The sequence below is a fragment of the Nonomuraea sp. NPDC026600 genome, from assembly GCF_040638335.1.
Classification (GTDB): Bacteria; Actinomycetota; Actinomycetes; order Streptosporangiales; family Streptosporangiaceae; genus Nonomuraea.
This window is the reverse complement of the sequence record NZ_JBEZYD010000029.1, coordinates 115410-135613: the sequence shown is the minus strand read 5'-3', so window position 1 is coordinate 135613 and position 20204 is coordinate 115410. Positions and strand designations below refer to the sequence as shown.

At 68.7% G+C, this 20204-nt stretch carries 19 protein-coding genes and 1 pseudogene; 13 read left to right on the top strand and 7 right to left on the bottom strand.

All coding sequences use genetic code 11. From position 1 onward, the window contains the following. Positions 1–13 precede the first annotated feature (13 nt). Both AB0F17_RS45860 and AB0F17_RS45855 read left to right on the top strand, forming a co-directional pair. Positions 14–2008: pseudogene (locus tag AB0F17_RS45860) on the top strand (glycoside hydrolase family 65 protein); the annotation flags it as partial. Between the two features lie 152 nt (positions 2009–2160). Continuing rightward, the gene (locus tag AB0F17_RS45855) at positions 2161–2286 is read left to right on the top strand and encodes a hypothetical protein (protein ID WP_358036730.1); all 126 of its coding nucleotides are present in this window, start codon (positions 2161–2163) and stop codon (positions 2284–2286) included. 124 nt (positions 2287–2410) lie between these two features. Here AB0F17_RS45855 and AB0F17_RS45850 read toward each other — a convergent pair whose 3' ends face one another. Continuing rightward, entirely contained in the window at positions 2411–3046 is a 636-nt protein-coding gene (locus AB0F17_RS45850; protein WP_358036728.1) for a DUF6544 family protein, read from the bottom strand. On the opposite strand from AB0F17_RS45850, the gene AB0F17_RS45845 reads away from it, so the two are divergent. Next, positions 2991–3140 carry a hypothetical protein gene (locus AB0F17_RS45845; RefSeq protein WP_358036732.1) on the top strand — a complete coding sequence of 50 codons (150 nt, stop codon included), beginning with the start codon at positions 2991–2993 and terminating at the stop codon, positions 3138–3140. The genes AB0F17_RS45850 and AB0F17_RS45845 overlap by 56 nt on opposite strands. Before the next feature lie 40 nt (positions 3141–3180). Here the strand turns inward: AB0F17_RS45845 and AB0F17_RS45840 are convergent, their stop codons facing one another. Beyond that, entirely contained in the window at positions 3181–4047 is an 867-nt protein-coding gene (locus AB0F17_RS45840; RefSeq protein WP_358036675.1) for a universal stress protein, read from the bottom strand. 271 nt (positions 4048–4318) lie between these two features. Here AB0F17_RS45840 and rpoB point away from each other — a divergent pair, with 271 nt between their 5' ends. Continuing rightward, positions 4319–7789 carry a DNA-directed RNA polymerase subunit beta gene (rpoB, locus tag AB0F17_RS45835; protein WP_358036726.1) on the top strand — a complete coding sequence of 1157 codons (3471 nt, stop codon included), beginning with the start codon at positions 4319–4321 and terminating at the stop codon, positions 7787–7789. Positions 7790–7837: 48 nt separating this feature from the next. Here rpoB and AB0F17_RS45830 read toward each other — a convergent pair whose 3' ends face one another. Continuing rightward, positions 7838–8494: a TetR/AcrR family transcriptional regulator gene (locus tag AB0F17_RS45830; RefSeq protein WP_358036673.1), complete on the bottom strand. Its 657-nt coding sequence runs from the start codon at positions 8492–8494 to the stop codon at positions 7838–7840. Positions 8495–8580: 86 nt separating this feature from the next. Here AB0F17_RS45830 and AB0F17_RS45825 point away from each other — a divergent pair, with 86 nt between their 5' ends. Beyond that, the gene (locus tag AB0F17_RS45825; RefSeq protein ID WP_358036671.1) at positions 8581–9195 is read left to right on the top strand and encodes a CatB-related O-acetyltransferase; all 615 of its coding nucleotides are present in this window, start codon (positions 8581–8583) and stop codon (positions 9193–9195) included. A 70-nt stretch (positions 9196–9265) separates the two neighbouring features. Here AB0F17_RS45825 and AB0F17_RS45820 read toward each other — a convergent pair whose 3' ends face one another. Beyond that, positions 9266–9931 carry a nitroreductase gene (locus AB0F17_RS45820; protein ID WP_358036669.1) on the bottom strand — a complete coding sequence of 222 codons (666 nt, stop codon included), beginning with the start codon at positions 9929–9931 and terminating at the stop codon, positions 9266–9268. A 154-nt stretch (positions 9932–10085) separates the two neighbouring features. Here AB0F17_RS45820 and AB0F17_RS45815 point away from each other — a divergent pair, with 154 nt between their 5' ends. The 7 genes from AB0F17_RS45815 (at position 10086) to AB0F17_RS45785 (ending at position 15428) form a co-directional block, all read left to right on the top strand. Then, complete coding sequence (locus AB0F17_RS45815; RefSeq protein ID WP_358036667.1) at positions 10086–11327, top strand: low temperature requirement protein A; 1242 nt, start codon at positions 10086–10088, stop codon at positions 11325–11327. 126 nt (positions 11328–11453) lie between these two features. Continuing rightward, complete coding sequence (locus tag AB0F17_RS45810; RefSeq protein WP_358036665.1) at positions 11454–12209, top strand: SDR family oxidoreductase; 756 nt, start codon at positions 11454–11456, stop codon at positions 12207–12209. 24 nt (positions 12210–12233) lie between these two features. Next, a complete protein-coding gene (locus AB0F17_RS45805; RefSeq protein WP_358036663.1) occupies positions 12234–12425 on the top strand; it encodes a hypothetical protein in 192 nt (63 codons plus the stop codon). 159 nt (positions 12426–12584) lie between these two features. Then, complete coding sequence (locus AB0F17_RS45800; protein ID WP_358036661.1) at positions 12585–12818, top strand: hypothetical protein; 234 nt, start codon at positions 12585–12587, stop codon at positions 12816–12818. A gap of 141 nt (positions 12819–12959) precedes the next feature. After that, the gene (locus AB0F17_RS45795; RefSeq protein ID WP_358036659.1) at positions 12960–13874 is read left to right on the top strand and encodes an RNA polymerase sigma-70 factor; all 915 of its coding nucleotides are present in this window, start codon (positions 12960–12962) and stop codon (positions 13872–13874) included. Positions 13875–14151: 277 nt separating this feature from the next. Then, positions 14152–14904, top strand: coding sequence for a nuclear transport factor 2 family protein (locus tag AB0F17_RS45790; protein WP_358036657.1), 753 nt, complete (start codon positions 14152–14154; stop codon positions 14902–14904). 38 nt (positions 14905–14942) lie between these two features. After that, the gene (locus AB0F17_RS45785) at positions 14943–15428 is read left to right on the top strand and encodes an Ohr family peroxiredoxin (RefSeq protein ID WP_358036655.1); all 486 of its coding nucleotides are present in this window, start codon (positions 14943–14945) and stop codon (positions 15426–15428) included. 116 nt (positions 15429–15544) lie between these two features. Here AB0F17_RS45785 and pafA read toward each other — a convergent pair whose 3' ends face one another. The 3 genes from pafA to AB0F17_RS45770 all read right to left on the bottom strand — a co-directional run bounded on the left by pafA (position 15545) and on the right by AB0F17_RS45770 (position 19094). Beyond that, complete coding sequence (pafA, locus tag AB0F17_RS45780; protein WP_358036653.1) at positions 15545–16903, bottom strand: Pup--protein ligase; 1359 nt, start codon at positions 16901–16903, stop codon at positions 15545–15547. 356 nt (positions 16904–17259) lie between these two features. Further along, the gene (locus AB0F17_RS45775; protein WP_358036651.1) at positions 17260–18603 is read right to left on the bottom strand and encodes an FAD-binding oxidoreductase; all 1344 of its coding nucleotides are present in this window, start codon (positions 18601–18603) and stop codon (positions 17260–17262) included. 14 nt (positions 18604–18617) lie between these two features. Beyond that, positions 18618–19094 carry a carboxymuconolactone decarboxylase family protein gene (locus tag AB0F17_RS45770; RefSeq protein WP_358036650.1) on the bottom strand — a complete coding sequence of 159 codons (477 nt, stop codon included), beginning with the start codon at positions 19092–19094 and terminating at the stop codon, positions 18618–18620. Between the two features lie 174 nt (positions 19095–19268). Here AB0F17_RS45770 and AB0F17_RS45765 point away from each other — a divergent pair, with 174 nt between their 5' ends. Continuing rightward, on the top strand, positions 19269–20186 hold the full coding sequence (locus tag AB0F17_RS45765) for an RNA polymerase sigma-70 factor (protein ID WP_358036648.1): 918 nt from the start codon (positions 19269–19271) through the stop codon (positions 20184–20186). Positions 20187–20204 lie beyond the last annotated feature (18 nt).

Below are 20204 nucleotides of genomic sequence, written 5' to 3'. Positions count from 1 at the left end.
TCGCGAGCCGCTCATGAACCCATGGGTCCTGTCCTACGAGGGTTACGATCCGGCCTCCGAGGGGTTGCGCGAAGCGCTGTGCACGCTGGGCAACGGCCGGTTCGCCACGCGCGGCGCGACCCCTGACGGCGAGCTGCGTACCGCGGGCACCTACGCCGCGGGGTGCTATGACCGCCTGGACTCCACCGTCGCGGGGCGGACGGTGACCAACGAGGACCTGGTCAACCTGCCTGACTGGCTGCCTCTCACCTTCGCCGCCCCCGGCTCGGACTGGTTCCGGCCGGAGCGGGCCGACCTGCTGGAGTACCGTCAGGAGCTCGACATGCGCCACGGGATCCTGCACCGGGCGCTGCGCCGGCGCGACGAGGCGGGCCGCATCACCGCGGTACGGCAACGCCGCCTGGTCTCCATGGCCGACCCGCGCCTGGCCGCCCTGGAAACCACCTTCACCGCCGAGAACTGGTCGGGCCCGCTCCGCGTCCGCGCCACCCTGGACGGCAGGGTGACCAACAGCGGCGTGGCCCGCTACCGCGACCTGCGCGGCGACCACCTCACCTGCCATGACACCGGCGACCAGGACGGCCTCACCTGGCTGACCGCCACCACCCGCTCCTCCCGGATCACCGTGGCGCTCGCCTCCCGTACCGACACCGCCACCCCCGCCCGCGAGGTGATCCGCGAAGGGGACCGGATCGGCACGGAACACGTGCTCGACCTCACGCGGGGCGAACCCGCCACGCTGACCAAGATCGTGGCCTTGGCGACCTCGCGCGACGCCGCCGTCCACGACGCCCGCTCCGCGGCGATCCGCGCCGTACGACCGGCGCCGTGCTTCGACACGCTGGTGACGCGGCACGCGGCGGCCTGGGAGCGGCTGTGGCATCGCGCCCAGGTCGATGTGGACGGACCGGAGCTCTCGCAGATCGTTCACCTGCATGTCTTCCACCTGCTGCAGACGCTCTCCCCGTACACCGCGGACCTCGACGTCGGTGTGCCCGCCCGCGGCCTGCACGGCGAGGCCTACCGCGGGCACGTGTTCTGGGACGAGCTGTTCGTCCTGCCCTGGCTGAACCTGCGCTTCCCCGAGACCTCGCTCGGCCTGCTCCGCTACCGGTGGCGGCGGCTGCCCGAAGCCAGGGCGGCGGCCCGGGACGCCGGGTATGACGGGGCGATGTTCCCCTGGCAGAGCGCCGGCGACGGGCGCGAGGAGACCCAGACGCTGCACCTCAACCCCGCCTCGGGCCGCTGGCTGCCCGACGCCTCCCACCTGCAGCGGCACATCGGCCTGGCCATCGCCTACAACGTGTGGCAGCACCACCTGGCCACCGGCTCGATGCCGCCGTGGTGCGCGGAGCTGCTCATCGGCATCGCCAGGTTCTTCGCCTCGCTGGCCGTGCTCGACCCCGCTTCTGGACGGTACGAGATACGCGGCGTCATGGGACCCGACGAGTACCACGAGCGCTACCCGGGCGCCTCCTCGCCCGGCCTGGCCAACAACGCCTACACCAACGTCATGACCGTGTGGCTGCTGCTGCGCGCCCGAGACACCCTGGACCTGCTGCCCGAACTCGTGGTCTCCGCGCGGGAGCGGGCCCGCTGGGACGACATCACCCGCCGCATGCGGGTCGACTTCCACGACGGCGTGATCAGCCAGTTCACCGGCTACGCCGACCTGCTGGAGCTGGACTGGGCACGCTACCGAGGCGTGCGCCGGCTCGACCGGGCGCTCGAGGCCGACGGCGACGACGTCAACCGCTACAAGGCGGCCAAACAGGCCGACACCCTGATGCTCTGCTACCTGCTCACCTCCGACGAGCTGGTGGGGATCCTGAACCGGCTGGGCTATCCGGTCGAACCCAGCCTGATCCCCCGCATGGTCGGCTACTACCTCGACCGCACCAGCCACGGCTCCACGCTGAGCGCCGTCGTACACGCCTGGGTGCTCTCCCGCTCCGACCGGGCCCGGTCCTGGCACTTCTTCGCCGAGGCGCTGTTCAGCGACCTCAAGGACGTCCAGCACGGTACGACGGCCGAGGGCATCCACCTCGGCGCCATGGCCGGCACCCTCGATCTGCTGGAGCGCTGCTACCTGGGCCTGGAGATCCGCCCCGACGGCTGCGCCTCGACCCGCTGCTTCCCGACCGGCTCGGCGTGCTGTCGATGCCGATCCGCTTCCGCGGCTCCCAGCTCTTCATCGACGCCGACCACCGGCAGGCACGCGTCAACGGCGTGGTCTGGACGGCTCCGACGATGGAGAGCCTGGACGCGAGGAATGCCTCGAGCTGATGAGCCCGGCGGCATCGGCCGGGTGGCCTTCAACGGCTCCCACGGCCCGGCGAAGGCACCTGTATGTCCGCGTCAGCCCGCAGCAGGTCACCGGCCGCCGCATCCACAACCTCTGACAGCGTGGCTATCGGAACAGGGCGTCGTCGATGGTGAAGCGGATGAACTCCCCCTCGGCCCACCGATCACCGCCGGGCCACCAGCCGCCCGCCAGATAGGCCGGAATGGTGAAGCCGTCGAATTCGATCTCGCGCCCGCACTCCACCCCGAACACGTGGTCGCGGTAGCGGCCCTCCCCGGGATCACCCCAGCGGGACATCGTGACGCGCTCCAGCGCGCCACTGGGCGCGACGGTCAGGGTCACGTCGTGATCCTCGGCCCCCACGGAAAGGCCGGCGACCGCCTGGCGGTCGTCGATCGACTTCCACCGTACTCTCGGGTCGAGCGCGGCGGCGGGCGCCATGACGAACTCACCGGCCAGCCGTCCGGCGGCACTTCTGGTGACGTCCGGACCGGCACCCGACATCACGGGGATGACGTCCAGCAGCCGCCAGCGCATCTCCCCCTGACCAGCGCGATACCGGTCGAACCCGTGCACGGGTAGCGGTCCCAGACAGGCGGTGGCCGACCACACGAAGCCCTCCATCGGCAGGAGTACCTGCTGGGCGCGGAAGTCGCGCCAGGTGCCGAGCCGGATGGAGCCGTGCATGGCCAGCACCACCGCACGCAGCAGGGGTGTGCCCGGGGCGATGGCGTGCAGCACCCAGCGGCGCGCCGGTTCCGGCAGGTGGCCGGCCTGCGCGGGGTCGAACTCCTGGGCGTCCTTGGTCTGCGCCTGCAAGAAGTCCCAGTCGTGACGAGCCGTCTCGGTCATGTACGGCGGGGCGACGATGACGCTCACGACCGCCGCCAAGGAGTCTGTACCACGGCCACCGGACAACGAGCCCGGTGCAGGACGCCGTGGCTGACGGACCCGAGTGCCGCCGAGGCGAAGCCGCCCAGGCCGCGCGATCCGACCACCACGAGCGCCGCCGTCTCGGACGCCCTGACCAGGACCGGGACCGGATGCCCCGGGACGGTCGACTCGATCACCTCGACGTCCGGGTACTTCTCATGCCACAGCGCCAGGCGCAGCCGGATCTCCGCCGCCTCGTCGCCCAGCGCCCCGGTCAGGAGCGGGCCGTACCCCGCGGGATGGGGGGTGAGCGTCGGTGTCCTCTGGGCGTACACGACACGAACCGGCGTCCGCCGGGCCTTGGCTTGTTCCAGGGCGTATTCCAGTGCCGACTCCGCGAACGGGGAACCGTCGAAGCCGACCACGATCTCAGGGTGGCTGCCGGGGACGGGCATCCGGACGACGACCACCGGGCTGTGCGCGTGCCCGGCCAGGCCGAGCCCGACCGAGCCCAAGACCAGTCCGGCGAACCCGCCGAGCCCTCTGCTGCCCACGACCACGCTGTCGGCCGTCTCCGACTCGCTCTTCAGCCGCTCGATCACCGCGCCCGTGACCACGGCCGTTGAGACCTCGAGCTTGGGAGTGAGTCTCCGTACCTGGTCGGCGGCCGTGTCGAGCACGTACGTGCACCGCTCGGTCAGAGTCCGCCGGTCACTGGCCGCGGTGGGCGGATGCTCCGCGGCCCAGGGCTCGCGTACGAGCACGATCCGCAGGGGAAGCCCTCTCCATGAGGCGTCGTCGGCGGCCCAGCCGAGCGCCGATCCGGCCGATGGCGATCCGTCCACGCCGACCACGATCGCTCTGCTCATCGTCATCCTCCTTCGGGTCTCTCCGCCCGGATGTGGCACATGCCCCTCGTCCGCGGTAACTTCGCCGGGCGAGGATCGACGACGAGTTGACGAGTCCGCCCGGCTATGGGATGCTGAAGGCGGCAACGAGGTTGACACGTATATTAAGTGTAGACATACGTTTCTCATTTGCGTTATGCTGCCCCTCGCGCCGCATTGCAACGCCCCGGGTTCTGCCGGGGCGTTTGGCGTGCGCGCAGTTCGATTCCATCCGTGCCCTCCGGAAGGACATCTGTTGGCAGCATCTAACACCTCCGCCATACCCGCTGGTCCCCGTCGCGTCTCTTTTTCGCGCATTGAGGAGACCCTTGAAGTTCCTGACCTTCTCGCCCTGCAGACCGAGTCGTTCGACTGGCTGCTCGGGAACGAGAAATGGAAGGCCCGGGTAGAGGCGGCTCGTCAGGCCGGGCGCAAGGACGTCCCGACCCAGTCGGGCCTCGAAGAGATCTTCGAAGAGATCAGTCCCATCGAGGACTTCTCGGGGACCATGTCCTTGTCGTTCCGCGACCACCGGTTCGAGCCGCCCAAGTACTCAGTGGACGAGTGCAAAGACAAGGACATGACCTTCTCCGCCCCGATGTTCGTCACGGCGGAGTTCATCAATAACACCACCGGCGAGATCAAGAGCCAGACGGTGTTCATGGGTGATTTCCCGCTCATGACGCCGAAGGGCACCTTCATCATCAACGGCACCGAACGTGTCGTGGTCTCGCAGCTCGTCCGGTCGCCGGGCGTCTACTTCGAACGCAATATCGACAAGACGTCGGACAAGGACCTCTACGGCTGCAGAGTCATCCCGTCTCGGGGTGCCTGGCTCGAGTTCGAGATCGACAAGCGTGACAGCGTCGGTGTCCGCATCGACCGCAAGCGCAAGCAGGCCGTCACCGTGCTTCTCAAGGCACTGGGATGGACCAACGAGGCGATCCTCGAGCGTTTCGGCCAGTACGAGTCGATGCGCGCCACCCTGGAGAAGGACCACACGGCCGGCCAGAACGACGCGCTGCTCGACATCTACCGCAAGCTGCGTCCGGGCGAGCCGCCGACCAAGGAGTCGGCGCAGACCCTGCTGGAGAACCTGTACTTCAACCCCAAGCGTTACGACCTCGCCAAGGTGGGTCGTTACAAGATCAACAAGAAGCTCGGGGTCGACAGCGAGATCACTCAGGGCACGCTGACCGAAGAAGACGTCGTCGCCGCGATCGAGTACATCGTCCGCCTCCACGCGGGCGAGGACTCGATGCCGGGCTCCACCGACCGTGAGGTCATCGTCGAGGTCGACGACATCGACCACTTCGGCAACCGCCGCCTGCGCAGCGTCGGCGAGCTCATCCAGAACCAGGTCCGCCTGGGTCTGGCCCGTATGGAGCGCGTCGTGCGCGAGCGGATGACCACTCAGGACGTCGAGGCGATCACGCCGCAGACCCTGATCAACATCCGCCCGGTCGTGGCGTCCATGAAGGAGTTCTTCGGCACCTCGCAGCTGTCGCAGTTCATGAACCAGACCAACCCGCTGGACGGCCTGACGCACAAGAGGCGTCTGTCCGCGCTGGGGCCCGGTGGTCTGTCCCGTGAGCGGGCCGGCTTCGAGGTTCGTGACGTGCACCCGTCCCACTACGGCCGGATGTGCCCGATCGAGACCCCGGAAGGCCCGAACATCGGCCTGATCGGTTCGCTGGCCTCCTACGGCCGGCTCAACGCCTTCGGTTTCATCGAGACGCCTTACCGCAAGGTCGTCGACGGCAAGGTGACCGAACAGATCGACTACCTCACTGCCGACGAGGAAGACCGCTTCGTCAAGGCGCAGGCCAACTCGGCGGTCAACCCCGACGGCTCGTTCGCCGAGGCTCGCGTCCTGGTCCGCACCAAGGGCGGCGAGACCGAGTTGGCCCGCGCCGACGAGGTCGACTACATCGACGTGTCGCCGCGTCAGATGGTGTCGGTCGCCACCGCGATGATCCCCTTCCTCGAGCACGACGACGCCAACCGCGCGCTCATGGGCTCCAACATGATGCGCCAGTCGGTGCCGCTGCTCAAGAGCGAGGCGCCGCTGGTCGGCACCGGCATGGAATACCGTGCCGCCACCGACACGGGCGACATGATCAGCGCCGAGAAGGCCGGTGTGGTCGAGGAGGTCTCCGCCGACTACGTCACGGTCATGAACGACGACGGCACGCGGACGACGTACCGGGTGGCGAAGTTCAAGCGGGCCAACCAGGGCACCTCCTTCAACCAGAAGCCCATCGTCGCCGAGGGCGACCGGGTGGCGGCCGGGGAGGTGATCGCGGACGGTCCGTGCACCGACCGTGGCGAGATGGCGCTGGGCAAGAACCTGCTCGTGGCGTTCATGCCATGGGAGGGCCACAACTACGAAGACGCGATCATCCTGTCCCAGCGGCTGGTCCAGGACGACGTCCTGTCCTCGATTCACATCGAGGAGCACGAGGTCGACGCCCGTGACACCAAGCTGGGCCCCGAGGAGATCACCCGGGACATCCCCAACGTCTCCGAGGAGGTCCTGGCCGACCTCGACGAGCGCGGCATCATCCGCATCGGCGCCGAGGTCGTACCCGGCGACATCCTGGTCGGCAAGGTCACCCCGAAGGGCGAGACCGAGCTGACCCCGGAGGAGCGGCTGCTGCGCGCGATCTTCGGGGAGAAGGCCCGTGAGGTGCGTGACACCTCGCTGAAGGTGCCGCACGGCGAGCGGGGCAAGGTCATCGGGGTGCGCGTGTTCTCCCGTGATGAGGGCGACGAGCTGCCGCCGGGTGTCAACGAGCTGGTCCGCGTCTACGTGGCCCAGAAGCGTAAGATCACCGACGGCGACAAGCTGGCCGGCCGGCACGGCAACAAGGGCGTCATCTCCAAGATCCTGCCGGTCGAGGACATGCCGTTCCTGGAGGACGGCACCCCGGTCGACATCATCCTCAACCCCCTGGGCGTGCCCGGCCGAATGAACGTCGGCCAGGTACTCGAGAACCACCTGGGGTGGATCGCCGCCCGAGGCTGGGACATCTCCGGCGTCCAGGAGGCCTGGGCCGAGCGGCTGCGTGACAAGGGCTTCGAGAAGGTCGCCCCGCGCACCAACATGGCCACGCCGGTCTTCGACGGCGCCCACGAGGAGGAGATCGTCGGTCTCCTCGACAGCACCATCCCCAACCGCGACGGGGATCGGCTGGTGCAGCGCAGCGGCAAGGCCCGGTTGTTCGACGGCCGCTCGGGAGAGCCCTTCCCCTATCCCATCGCGGTCGGCTACATGTACATCCTGAAGCTGCTCCACCTGGTCGATGACAAGATCCACGCCCGGTCGACCGGCCCGTACTCCATGATCACCCAGCAGCCGCTCGGCGGTAAGGCCCAGTTCGGTGGCCAGCGCTTCGGTGAGATGGAGGTGTGGGCTCTGGAGGCGTACGGCGCCGCCTACGCCCTCCAGGAGCTGCTGACGATCAAGTCCGACGACGTCCTGGGCCGCGTGAAGGTCTACGAGGCGATCGTCAAGGGCGAGAACATCCCCGAGCCGGGCATCCCGGAGTCCTTCAAGGTCCTCATCAAGGAAATGCAGTCGCTGTGCCTCAACGTCGAGGTTCTCTCCAGCGACGGCATGTCCATCGAGATGCGTGACACCGACGAGGACGTCTTCCGCGCGGCGGAGGAGCTCGGTATCGATCTGTCCCGGCGTGAGCCGAGCAGCGTGGAAGAGATCTGACGCTCCCCTGCGCGGGCCGCGGGTGTCGGCCCGCGCCGGGTCGGCTGCTCAGGTGTCGCCGACCGGCGGGGACTTGACGAAGGCGCCGGCGGATGCGGCGAGGACGGCCGTCCTCGCCGCATGCTCGGGTAGGTCCGGGTCGGGTGGCGTGCGGAGAAGCACCAGCCGGTGGTACACCGGCGCGGTGGCGGCGATGAGCAGTTGCCGCGCGTCGGTGTGCGGCGGGAGTTCGCCGCGCCGGACGGCTCGGCTGACGATGACCTCGCAGCGGGCGTAGCGGTCCTCCCAGAGCCGCCGCACGCCACGGGCGGCTTCTTCGGAGCGGAACGAGGCGGCGATCAGGGCCGCGACGATGGGCGGCTGCGCGGTCAGGGACTCCTGGCTCTCGTGGTTCAGTGCCGCCAGGTCGCCCTGCAGGGAGCCGGTGTCCGGGGGCTGCCAGTCGTCGCCGCTCGCCGCTTCGAAGACGTCGGCGAGCAGGCCACCGACATCCTGCCAGCGCCGATACACCGTCGCACGATGCACGCCCGCCCGGGCCGCGACAGCGTCCATGGTGAGCTCGTCGTAGCCGCGTTCCCCGAGCTCGGCGCGGACGGCGTCGAGAACCTGCGTACGGATGCGGCTGGTACGGCCACCTGGGCGGCGGCGGGTCTGCGGGCCCTCTGGCCGTGGAGCCGAATCCGGTTGCTCAGCGGACGGCGTCATGACAGCATCTTAATGTAGCAATTGTCGCATTAGTGGGGTCATCGATGCTCTTCCGAAGTTCTCCCGACCCGACCGTGGTACACCCCATGCCCGGACAGCCACGGGTGGTACTGCTCCAGCCGCTGGTCAAGTCTCCGTTGATCGAGGTCGGGGAGTATTCCTACTACGACGACCCGGACGATCCGACCGCGTTCGAGACGCGCAACGTGCTCTACCACTACGGGCCGGAGAAACTGGTCATCGGCAGGTTCTGCGCGCTGGGCACAGGGGTGCGGTTCATCATGAACGGCGCCAACCACCGCATGGACGGCCCCTCGACCTTCCCCTTCCCCACCATGGGCGGCTCGTGGTCCGAACATTTCGACCTGCTCACCGGCCTGCCGAACCGTGGGGACACCGTCGTCGGCAACGACGTCTGGTTCGGCTACGGCGTCACGGTGATGCCGGGCGTACGGATCGGACACGGCGCGATCATCGGCGCCGGCGCCGTGGTCACCTCGGACGTGCCCGACTACGGGATCGTCGGCGGCAACCCGGCCCGTCTCATCCGCAGCCGCTACAGCGCCGCGGACGTCGCCCGGCTGCTGGCGGTGGCCTGGTGGGACTGGCCGACGGAGCACATCACCGGCCACGTACGGGCGATCATGTCGGGCAGCATCACCGACCTGGAAGCCGCCGCCCCGGGCACCGACCCGAAATGAGTGATCTTCCATGTCCCGTCGCCGTGCCCACATCGCCATGGTCGGCACTCCTGGCCCGGACCGCCACCGGCTAACCCTCGACGAACGTGACCGTCTCGTCGAGGGGCGCCCGGCCCGTACGGATGTAATCCACCGTGACGTCCTCGAACCCGATCGACATGCCGCAGAAGAGGATGAGCCCGTCCGGGGGTGACAGGACCTCCGCGACGGTTTTGCGATACACCGACCAGGCCATCTGCGGGCAACTGTGCAGCCCTTCGGCGCGGAGCAGCAGCATGACGGTCTGCAGGTACATGCCGAGGTCGGACCATTGGGGCCGTCCCAGGCCGCGGTCGATGTAGCAGAACAGGGCGGCGGGCGCGCCGAAACAGTTCCAGTTCGCCGAAGCGGCCCGCTGGCGCGCCTCCCAGTCCTCGCGCGAAATGCCGAGTGCGCCGTAGCGCTCCTCGCCGAAGGCGGATCGGCGCTCGCGGTACGGGGAGTTCAGTGCGGACGGGTACATCTCGTACTCCCGCTCGTCCCAGGGGTCGCCCGCGACCACGCGCTCGCCGGCGCGCTTCTTGAGCTCGGCCAGCGGCCTGCCGGTCACCACATAGGCACGCCATGACTGGAGGTTCGATCCGGACGGCGACCAGGCCGCGGCGGACAGCACGCGCTCCAGCAGCTCCTTCGGGACATGTCTGTCGGTGAATCCGCGCACCGCCCGTCGGCTCGTTACCGCCTCGTAGACGTCCAAGATCGCCACCTTCCCCCCTGCTCGAGGTGTCTCAGCAATGGACAGTCGAGGACCGGAAAATGTGACAGCGCTCTCGGTGCCGCGTTGTCACAGATCGGAACGCTGTCCTGTCTTGCTGACGAACCGGACGTTGCGCAGCGACAGGAGCGAGACCGTGCCACCAGCCAGCACCACCATCCGGATCCGGGTCCGGATGAGCGGTCGTGCCATCGATGAGCCGCACCGCGCTTCGAGTCAGCTCGAGCTGCTGTTCGATCTCACCTTCGTGGTCGCGGTCGCGGCCGTCACCGCCCAGTTCGCGCACGACATCGCCGATGGTCATGGGCCGGCCGGGGTGGTCCCGTTCCTGCAGGTGTTCTTCTCGATCTGGTGGGCGTGGATGAACTTCACGTGGTTCGCCTCGTCCTACGACACCGATGATGTCGCCTACCGGCTGCTGACCATGGTGCAGATGGCCGGTGTGCTGGTGCTCGCCGCCGGTGTACCGGCCGCGGCCGGTCACTCCGATTATGGAATCGTCACGCTGGGTTATCTCATCATGAGGATCGGGCTCGTCGCCCAATGGCTGCGGGCCGGTCTCGAAGACCCGGCCAGGCGCCGCACCGCGCTGCGCTACGCCGTCGGCATCACCGTCGTCACGATGGGGTGGCTGGTTCGCTTCCTCTTCGCCGAGGCGGGCGCCCTGCCCTCATCCTCCGTGCTGCTGACCTTCGTCTGCCTGGTCGTCCTGGAACTCGCGGTGCCACGGTGGGCGGAACGGGCCAGGGCCACCAACTGGCACCCGCACCACATCGCCGAGCGCTACGGCCTGTTCACCATCATTCTGCTCGGTGAGAGTGTCCTGGCCGCGAGCAGGGGAGTCGAAGGAGCGCTCGAAGCGGACCGGATCAGCGCTCCCCTCGTCGTCATCGCCGGCTCCGGTCTGGTCCTGCTGTGCGCTCTTTGGTGGTTGTACTTCCTCGTAGAGGCGGGGGAAGGTCTCAGCGACCGCCGTGATCGGTCGTACCTGTGGGGATACGGCCACTACGGCGTCTTCGCGGCGCTGGCGGCACTCGGCGCCGCGCTCGAAGTGGCGGTGGAGCAGAGCGGGCACGACGTCGCGGCATCACCGCTGGCACTCGGCTACGCCGTCGCCATTCCGGTCGGTGTGTATCTCGCCCTGCTGTGGGCGATACACGCGCTTGTCACCACAGAGCCCGTCATCCATCCCGCCGCGGTCCTGGGCTGCGTCAGCGTCATCTTGCTGCTGCCACTCGCGACGCCCCGGATCGGCTTGGCCGCCGTGGTCGCGGCCATCACGGCCGGCTGCGTGCTGCTGGTCGCCGTCACGATCACGAGCGCAGCCGCCGGAGCGCGGCGTCATGGCCCGCGGCCCCTCAGCCCTGGCGAGTCGTGAAGCAGAGCACATCCATCCATGGACCGAAAAAGAATTTAGCGCCAGCTGTCACAAGCTTGGAGGCTGCCCGGTCTTAGCTGGCGACCGGTTGGCAGCAACTGCCCCGGCGGACAGAAAGGATCTGCCATGAAGATCGTGGTAATCGGCGGAACCGGCCTGATCGGGTCGAAGCTCGTGAAGAAGCTGGGTGAGCACGGTCACGAGGCGGTGGCGGCGTCGCCGAACACCGGCGTCAACACGCTCACCGGCGAAGGTCTGGCCGAGGTGCTGGCGGGCGCGCAAGTGGTGATCGACGTGTCGAACTCCCCGTCGTTCGAGGAGGCCGCCGTACTGGAGTTCTTCGAGACCTCCACCCGCAACCTGCTCGACGCGGAGGCCAAGGCCGGCGTCGGACACCACGTCGCCCTGTCGGTGGTGGGAACGGAGCGTCCGCCAGGGAACGCCTACTTCCGGGCGAAGATCGCCCAGGAGCAGCTGATCGAGAAATCGTCGATCCCGTTCTCGCTCGTACACGCCACCCAGTTCTTCGAGTTCGTCCGGCGCATCGCCGACGACGCCACGGTTGGCGACAAGGTACGGATGCCGCCCGTCCTCTTCCAGCCCATCGCGGGCGACGATGTCGCGCGGACGGTCGGCAGGGTCGCGGTGGGGACGCCGCTGAACGGCAGGGTCGAGGTCGGCGGGCCCGATCAGTTCCGGATGGACGAGTTCTTCCGTGAGGAGCTGGCCTCCTGGGGCGATCCGCGCGAGGTGGTCACCGACCCGCACGCGCAGTACTTCGGAGCCGAGCTGCTCGAGCGGTCGCTGGTGCCGGAGGACGGCGGGGCCCTCGGCCAGATCCACTATCGCGACTGGCCCGGCCGGAACGCCACCGGCAAGTAGCCCGTCCGCACGGAGGTGATCCCCATGCCCGGCAGCCACCCGACAGCCACGGAACCCCAGCCGAGATCGACCGCGTGGCAGAGCGCGCTGACCACGCTGCAGGAGGTCGAACCGCCGTTCATCCCGCTGTGCGAACCCGGCAAGCCGATGCTCACCCTGGTCGACGAGGATGAGCTCCCCCAGCGGCAGGACCGCCGCGCCCCGTGCCCGGCCTGAGCGCGGATGGATCTCTCACCACCTGACGACGCCAGGCAGCCGAACCAGCCACCGCCTCGGCAGCGCGAGTCCGCCCGAGGCGGGCGTCGTCGCGACCCGCCACCAGACCGACCCGGCCGCACCGTGCGGTCGGCCCGCCTGCCCCCCTATGGAGGAAAGATGAGCACCCCGGACCCCGAGAACAACGTCCTGTACGAGCTCAAGGTCGAGGTCGAGATCGAACTGACCCAGGCCGTGGCGAGCCATCCGGAGGAGGAGATGGCACTGCCGATCACCGAATGGCTGTTCGACCCGACGGACGTCGAGCGTGAGGAGATCGGCGAGCGGGGCCTGCTCGACGCGGTCGAGGTACTGGAGGACGGCCCCCCGCCCGGACCGAGAGCCGAGGCGTGACACGAATGCAGCACCTGGAACAGCAGAGATCCCCCACCGTAGCGGTACCGGTGCTGCGGGTACGGACCGGCAGGCCCCCGCGTCGCCCGGCTGAAGCGATGTGGAAAGGTTGACAACGACACAGCGGAGGCGGGGGTAAACATGAGTTCAGAATCCCTGGAACAGGCCGGCACCCTTGAGGAGGCCGCCTCCGCCTTCGTCGCGCTGCGCCCGCGCCTGTTCGGCATCGCCTATCGGATGCTCGGCAGCGCGGCGGAAGCCGAGGACATCGTGCAAGAAGCCTGGTTGCGCTGGCAGAACACCGACCGCTCGGCCATCGAAAACCCCTCGGCCTTCCTGGCGCAGATCACCACCCGCCTGGCCATCAACGTCGCGCAGTCCGCCCGAGTGCGCCGCGAAGCCTACATCGGGCCCTGGCTCCCCGAACCCGTCGACACCAGCTCCGACCCCACAGTCGGCGCCGAACGCGGCGAAGCACTCGAACTCGCCTTCCTGCTGCTGCTGGAAAGACTCACCCCCACCGAACGGGCCGCGTATGTCCTGCGCGAGGCCTTCGTCTACCCGTACGAGCAGATCGCGGACATCCTCCAGCTCAGCCCGGTCAACGTCCGCCAGCTCGTCAGCCGCGCCCGCAAACACGTGTCCGCCGCACGACGCGAGCCCATCGACAGGATGGAACACCGACGTCTCCTGACGGCCTTCCTCGCCGCCGCCCAGACAGGAAACGTCGCCGCCCTCGAAAACCTGTTCGCCGCGGACGTCGTCAGCTCCTCCGACGGCGGCGGCATCAGAGGGGCAGCGCGGTTTCCCCTGGTGGGCAGCGCCCGCGTAGGGAAGTTCATCGCCGCGTTCGCGCCGCGGTTCTGGCCGGGCGCCGACTTCACCTGGGTCGAAGCGAACGGGCAGGTCGGCGTGCTCGTCCCCCGCGGCCACACCGGTGTCGCGCTTCTCGCGATCGAGGCTTCGCCGCAGGGCATCCATCACCTCATGTGGATCGTCAATCCGGCCAAACTCGACGCGTTCGCACGATCACGCTCACGGGGACACCACACCTGACAGGGTCCAGCTGGGCTGGAAGGAATCCACCGCATCAAGCCAGGCGATGACCGACGCGCCTGGCTCCGGACGTTGCCCGCGTTTCGTGGCCAGGCATCTCCGTGAGGGGCGTCACAACAGGACCGGCTATCTGGTCTTAGCTGCTGACACCCGACAGAACAGAGGACATCGTGTGGATGACCCCGTTGACCGGCGGCCAGGCCGATCTCGCGGCTTGGCGGCTGGAGCAGCCACGTCGCTCACCGGCGTACTCCCCCAGCTACGAGGGCGGCAGAACATGACCGAGGTGGGCGCCGGAACGCTGGCGGAGATGCTCGATGAACGGCAGCACCTGCTCGAGATCGCGTTGTGGATGTTCGGCTCGGAAATCACGGCTGACCAGATCGTGCAAGAGACCTACCGCCGCTGGTACGCCCTCGGCGATGAGGAGCGCGCCGGGATCGCGGTCCCGCGCGCCTGGCTGACGCGGGTCGCCGGAGGCATCTGCCTGGAGTTGCTCGCCGCCACCCCGGCTCACGCACCTGTCGGCGTACCGCTGCCGCCCACGGCTGCGGCGCCCGTCACCGGCACGCCCGCACGCCGGCCCGGGCCCGTCACCGGCCCGGCGATGTGCCGGGCCGGTAACGGGCTCGGGCCCCATCACCAGGCCGGGTCGCACCAAGCGATGCTGTCCAGACACGATCGGGTCGCGCGGCGGTTCGCCGCGGCCTGCGACACGGGGGACACGGCGGCGCTGCGGGCGGTCCTGGCCACGGATGCGGTGGTCGTGAGCGATGGTGGCGGCAAACTGCGCGCCGCCATCCACCCGACCCACGGCGCGGACGCGGTCGCCCGGTTCGTCACGGCCCTGCTGACCGGCCAGCCCGGCACCGATGTCGCCGTAGCGTCCGTGAACGGCCGGACGGGTCTGGTGCTGCGCCGGGCGGGCCAGGCCGTGGCGGTGGTCGGCGTGAGCGTCGCCGGGGCGGAGGTCACCGCGGTGTGGATCGTGCTGAACCCCGACAAGTTGCGGCGCTGGCACCGCTCATGACCAGCGTCCCCCCCGACGTGCCGCTGAAAGGCGTACCGGTGAACGATCCGAGATTGTCCACGGAGCACGACTACAGCGGCTCCGCGTTCAAGCCGCTCTACATCACGCGGGTCGCCGTGACCGGCGGCAGCTCCGCCCACGGCCGGGCCACCGGCCGGGCCCGCTCCACCGACGGGGCCCTCGACCTGGAGCTGCGGATGCCCGAGGAACTGGGCGGCGACACCACCGGCCCGAACCCCGAACAGCTCTTCGCCGCCGGATACGCCGCCTGCTATCACGGCGCCCTCAGCCTGCTGGCCCGCCGGCACCTCCTCGACCCCGAACCGATCACCGTGGAGGCGACCGTCGCCTTCGGCCGTGACCCCGCCGACGGCGGCTACCAGCTACGCGCCGACCTCGTCGTGACCTGGCCCGGAGTCGAACGTGACACGGCCGCCTCGCTGCTCGCCCAGGCGACCACGCTGTGCCCCTACGCCAAGATGACCCGCCAAGGTATCCCCGCCACCATCAGCCTCGCCCCCTGAGCTCGCACCCTCCGCACCGGTCTGCCGCTCGCCGTCACGGTAGGCCACGACACCGGCCACGTTGACCCGGCCCGAGCCCCGTCCAGGCGAGCGAGCAGCCGTCCCCGTCCGGGCGGTCACATGTCGGCGATGAGCTTGTCCACCCGCTCGTCGACGCTGCGGAACGGGTCCTTGCACAGCACCGTGCGCTGCGCCTGGTCGTTCAGCTTGAGATGCATCCAGTCGACGGTGTAGTCGCGCCGCTTCTCCTGCGCCTTCCGGATGAACTCGCCCCGCAGTCGCGCCCTGGTCGTCTGCGGCGGCACCGTCTTCGCCTCGAAGATCTTGATTTCGGAGGCCACCCGCTCCACCGCCCCGCGCCGCTGCAGCAGGTAGAACAGCCCGCGTTTGCGGTGCACGTCATGGTAGGCCAGGTCGAGCTGGGCCACCCGCGGCGAGGACAGCGGCAGGTCGTACTTCTTGCGATACCGCTCGATGAGCTGGTATTTCGTGACCCAGTCGATCTCGCGCGCCACCAGGTCGAGGTTGCCGGTCTCGACCGCGTGCAGCGTCCGCTCCCACAGGTCCAGCACCCGGCGGGCGATCGGGTCGCCGCCGCGCCGGTCGACGAAGTCCTTGGACTTGGACAGGTATTCCTGCTGGATCTCCAGGCTGGACGCCTCGCGGCCGTTGGCCAGCCGCACCCGGCGCCGCCCGGTCATGTCGTGGGAGATTTCGCGGATGGCCCTGATCGGGTTCTCCAGCGAAAGGTCGCGCATCACGATCCCGGCCTCGACCATGCGCAGCACCAGGTCGGTCGCGCCGACCTTGAGCAGCATCGTGGTCTCGCTCATGTTGGAGTCGCCGACGATGATGTGCAGGCGGCGGAACCGCTCGGCGTCGGCGAGCGGTTCGTCGCGCGTGTTGATGATCGGCCTGGACCGGGTCGTCGCCGAGGAGACGCCCTCCCAGATGTGCTCGGCCCGCTGCGACACGCAGTAGACCGCCCCGCGCGGCGTCTGCAGCACCTTGCCCGCGCCACAGATGATCTGCCGGGTGACCAGGAACGGGATCAGCACGTCGGTCAGCCGCCCGAACTCGCCGTGCCGTTCCACCGAATAGTTCTCATGGCAGCCATAGGAGTTGCCGGCCGAGTCGGTGTTGTTCTTGAACAGGTAGATGTCCCCGGCGATGCCCTCTTCGCGCAGCCGCTTCTCAGCGTCCACGAGCAGGCCTTCCAGGATGCGTTCCCCCGCCTTGTCGTGGGTGACCAGCTCGACCGCGTTGTCACACTCGGGCGTGGCGTACTCAGGATGGCTGCCCACGTCCAGGTACAGACGCGCGCCGTTGCGGAGGAAGACGTTGCTTGACCGGCCCCAGGACACGACCTGCCGGAACAGGTATCTGGCCACCTCGTCGGGGGATAGCCGACGCTGCCCCCGGAACGTGAAGGTGGTGCCGTACTCGTTCTCCAGGCCGAGGATGCGACGATCCATTGCCTCAGACTATTCTCCCCACGCTCACAGTGGGGAAGATCTTGCCTACGGGACTGGCATGAACGGTCGAGCTACGCGTCCAGATCAGGCGAAGCACGGCCGACCGGACCAAATACACCGGCCGACCTGCCACCTCTCGCGCCTGGCGAAACGTCACACCGTCCCACCGCGCACTGCCAGACCCTCAGGGTTGCCGTCGGGAAATCCTCGGAATCCACAGAAGCGAAATGCCGTCTCCGCGGGCACAGATGACAGGGCGACGTCGAGGTCCTCAGGAATATGTCACTGCAGCCAGGAACCTACATCTGGGCCGTAGTGGACGCTGCGACGTTGGCCGACCGCCTTTACATCGTAGATCACCTACTGGGGCGGACGTTGTGGTTGCCGGCGAACAGGTTGCCGGGGTCGTACTGACGCTTGACCGCCGCGAGCCGCTCATAGGTCTCCGCCGGATAGATCGCGGCGACATCCTCCTCGGCGGCGGAAGCCAGGAAGTTCGCGTAAGCGCCGTTGACGTGCGGTGCGAGTCTCCCCCAGATCGCTTCCAGAGCAGGGCGAGCGGCATCGACGACCGGCTTCGGACCCGCGACGGTGGTCACGAACATCAACTCCGCACGGCGATGCGCGTAGGCGGTGGCGTCGTCGGGGACTCGGGACACCGCACCGCCGACACTGCGGACGGCGATGAACGGCGACCCCGCCGATGCCCCCACCTCAACAAGGATCTGAAGGACCTCGGACACCGATTCCTTGTCGGCGAATGCGCTTCGGGTGACAAGCTGAATGCCCGGCGGCGGGGTCGCGCCATCCACGAGCGTGTCCGCGTAGGGCTTCAGCGCGACATCGTCGTCGATCGCCGTGCCGAGCCGGCGGATCGGGTCGATCGCCTCGGCCGCGAGCTCCGGATCATCGCCGTCGAAGGCGACCTGGATCTCGACCGGCGCCTCGGGTCCGCCGGCGAAGGGATTGGCGAAGCTCGCGATGGAGGTGAGCTCCTCGGGGGCGGTACGGAGGTGGTCCGCCCACCCCTGGAGCACGGTGGCCGCCTCCGCTGCCGGAAAAACGATCTTGCCGTAGAAGACGTCCGTCGTCGGGTGTGCCGCGAACTCGAAGGCGGTCACGATCCCGAAATTGCCGCCGCCACCGCGAATCGCCCAGAACAGCTCCGGGTTCACCTCCGCGCTCGCCCGCACGACCTCTCCGTCGGCCGTGACCACCTCCACGGCGACCACGCTGTCCAGGGCCAGGCCGTACTTCCTGACCTTCCAGCCGATGCCACCGGTCAACGTCAGCCCACCGACACCGACGCTCTTGGTGTCACCCGAGGAGATCGCCAGGCCATGCGGGGCCAGGACGGCCGCGACCTGGCCCCAGGTGGCGCCGCCGCCGATCCGCACGAGGTGACGTTCCTTGTCGATGATCTCCACGTTCGCGAGCTTGACGAGGTCGATCACGACGCCGCCGTCGTTGGTGCCGAAGCCCGGAAAGCTGTGCCCGCCGCCTCGCACGGACAGCGAAAGCCCGGTGCCGACCGCGAATCTGACACCTGCTCGCACGTCTCCGGCGCTCTTGGGCCGCAGAACACAGGCCGGACTGCCCACGGCCAACAGCGAGCGGCTGGCCGATTCGTACTCCGCTCCGCCCGGTTCGATGATGTCGCCGCCGAAATCACGGCGAAGGGTGTCAAGCGCTGAACTCAAGATGTTTCCTTCTGTTATGCGAACTGGCCGGGCTGGTAGTCGCCGCCCGGCAGCCGGGTGATGACGCCCAGGCGGTTGTTGGCGTTGATCAGGGCGATGAGCAACACCAGGGCTGCCAGTTGCTCCTCGTCGTAGTGCTGGGCGGCGTTCGCCCATGCCTCGTCCGTGACGCCACCGGCCGCATCAGCGATGCGGGTGCCCTGCTCCGTCAGTTCCAGGGCGGCGCGCTCGGCGTCGGTGAACACCGTGGACTCCCGCCAGGCCGCGACCAGGTTGATGCGCACCGAGGTCTCCCCGGCGTGCGCGAGGTCTTTGCTGTGGGCGTCGGTGCAGAAGCCGCAGCCGTTGATCTGACTCGCGCGGAGCAGCACCAGGTCCTGGGTGACGGTCGGCACCGTCGAGTCTTTGATGATCACCCTGCCGGCCGAGGCGATGTGCTTCATGACCTTGGCGGCGAGCGGATTGCCGGACAGGTCCAAGCGGGGTTCCAAGACGCGTCTCCCTCGTGTTGTCGCGCTGAACGAACACAAGATGCCGACGACCCGATCCTTGTGACAGCGCGACCATGTGACGTGTGCCACAGCGGACAACAGGAAATCGGTGTCACAAAATGGCGGGGGCCGGTGTCTGGTGGTGACACAGTCGAGAGGGAAAAGGAGTCATCCATGGCCGGCACGTCGCAGACCGCGCCCGAAGATCGCGGTGGGGACGATGTCCCGGATCTCGCCACGGAGGCGTTCGTCGCTCATCGCAACCTGTTGTTCACCGTCGCCTACGAGATGCTGGGCTCGGCTGCCGACGCCGAGGACGTTCTGCAGGAGACCTGGTTGCGGTGGGCGGGGGTCGATCTTGGCGAGGTGCGGGATCAGCGGGCCTATCTGGTGCGGATCACCACGCGGCAGGCGCTCGGCCGGCTGCGTACGCTCGGCCGGCGGAAGGAGTCCTACGTCGGTCCGTGGTTGCCTGAGCCGCTGCTGACGGCGCCTGATGTGGCCGAGGACGTCGAGCTGGCCGACAGTGTCTCGATGGCGATGCTGCTGGTGCTGGAGACGCTTCAGCCGACGGAGCGGGCGGTGTTCGTGCTGCGTGAGGTGTTCGATCTGGCCTACGACGAGATCGCCGAGGCGGTCGGCAAGAGTCCGGCCGCGGTCCGCCAGATCGCGCATCGGGCGCGGGCGCATGTGGCGGCGCGCCGTCCGCGTGGGGTCGTGTCCCCGGCCGAGACCCGGGGCGCGCTGGAGGCGTTCCAGCGGGCGGTCGAAACGGGCGATCTGCAACGCCTGTTCGACCTGCTCGCGCCGGATGTCGTCCTGCTGGGTGACGGTGGCGGCGTCGTGCGGGCCGCGCTGGAGCCCATCGTGGGGGCCGAGCAGGTGGCTGACGTGCTGGGCAGGATCTCGGCCGCGATGTCGCTGCACCCGGCGCAGGTCAACGGCCACCCGGCGCTGGTCTTCCGGGCCAACGGCGCCGTCGAGGGCGTCATGGCGGTGCGCATCGACGACGGCCTCATCACCGGGCTCTACGCCGTGCGCAATCCCGAGAAGCTGTCACGGGTCGAAAGGGAGACCGCCCTGCGCCGCTGAGCCCGGAGACGTACCCGA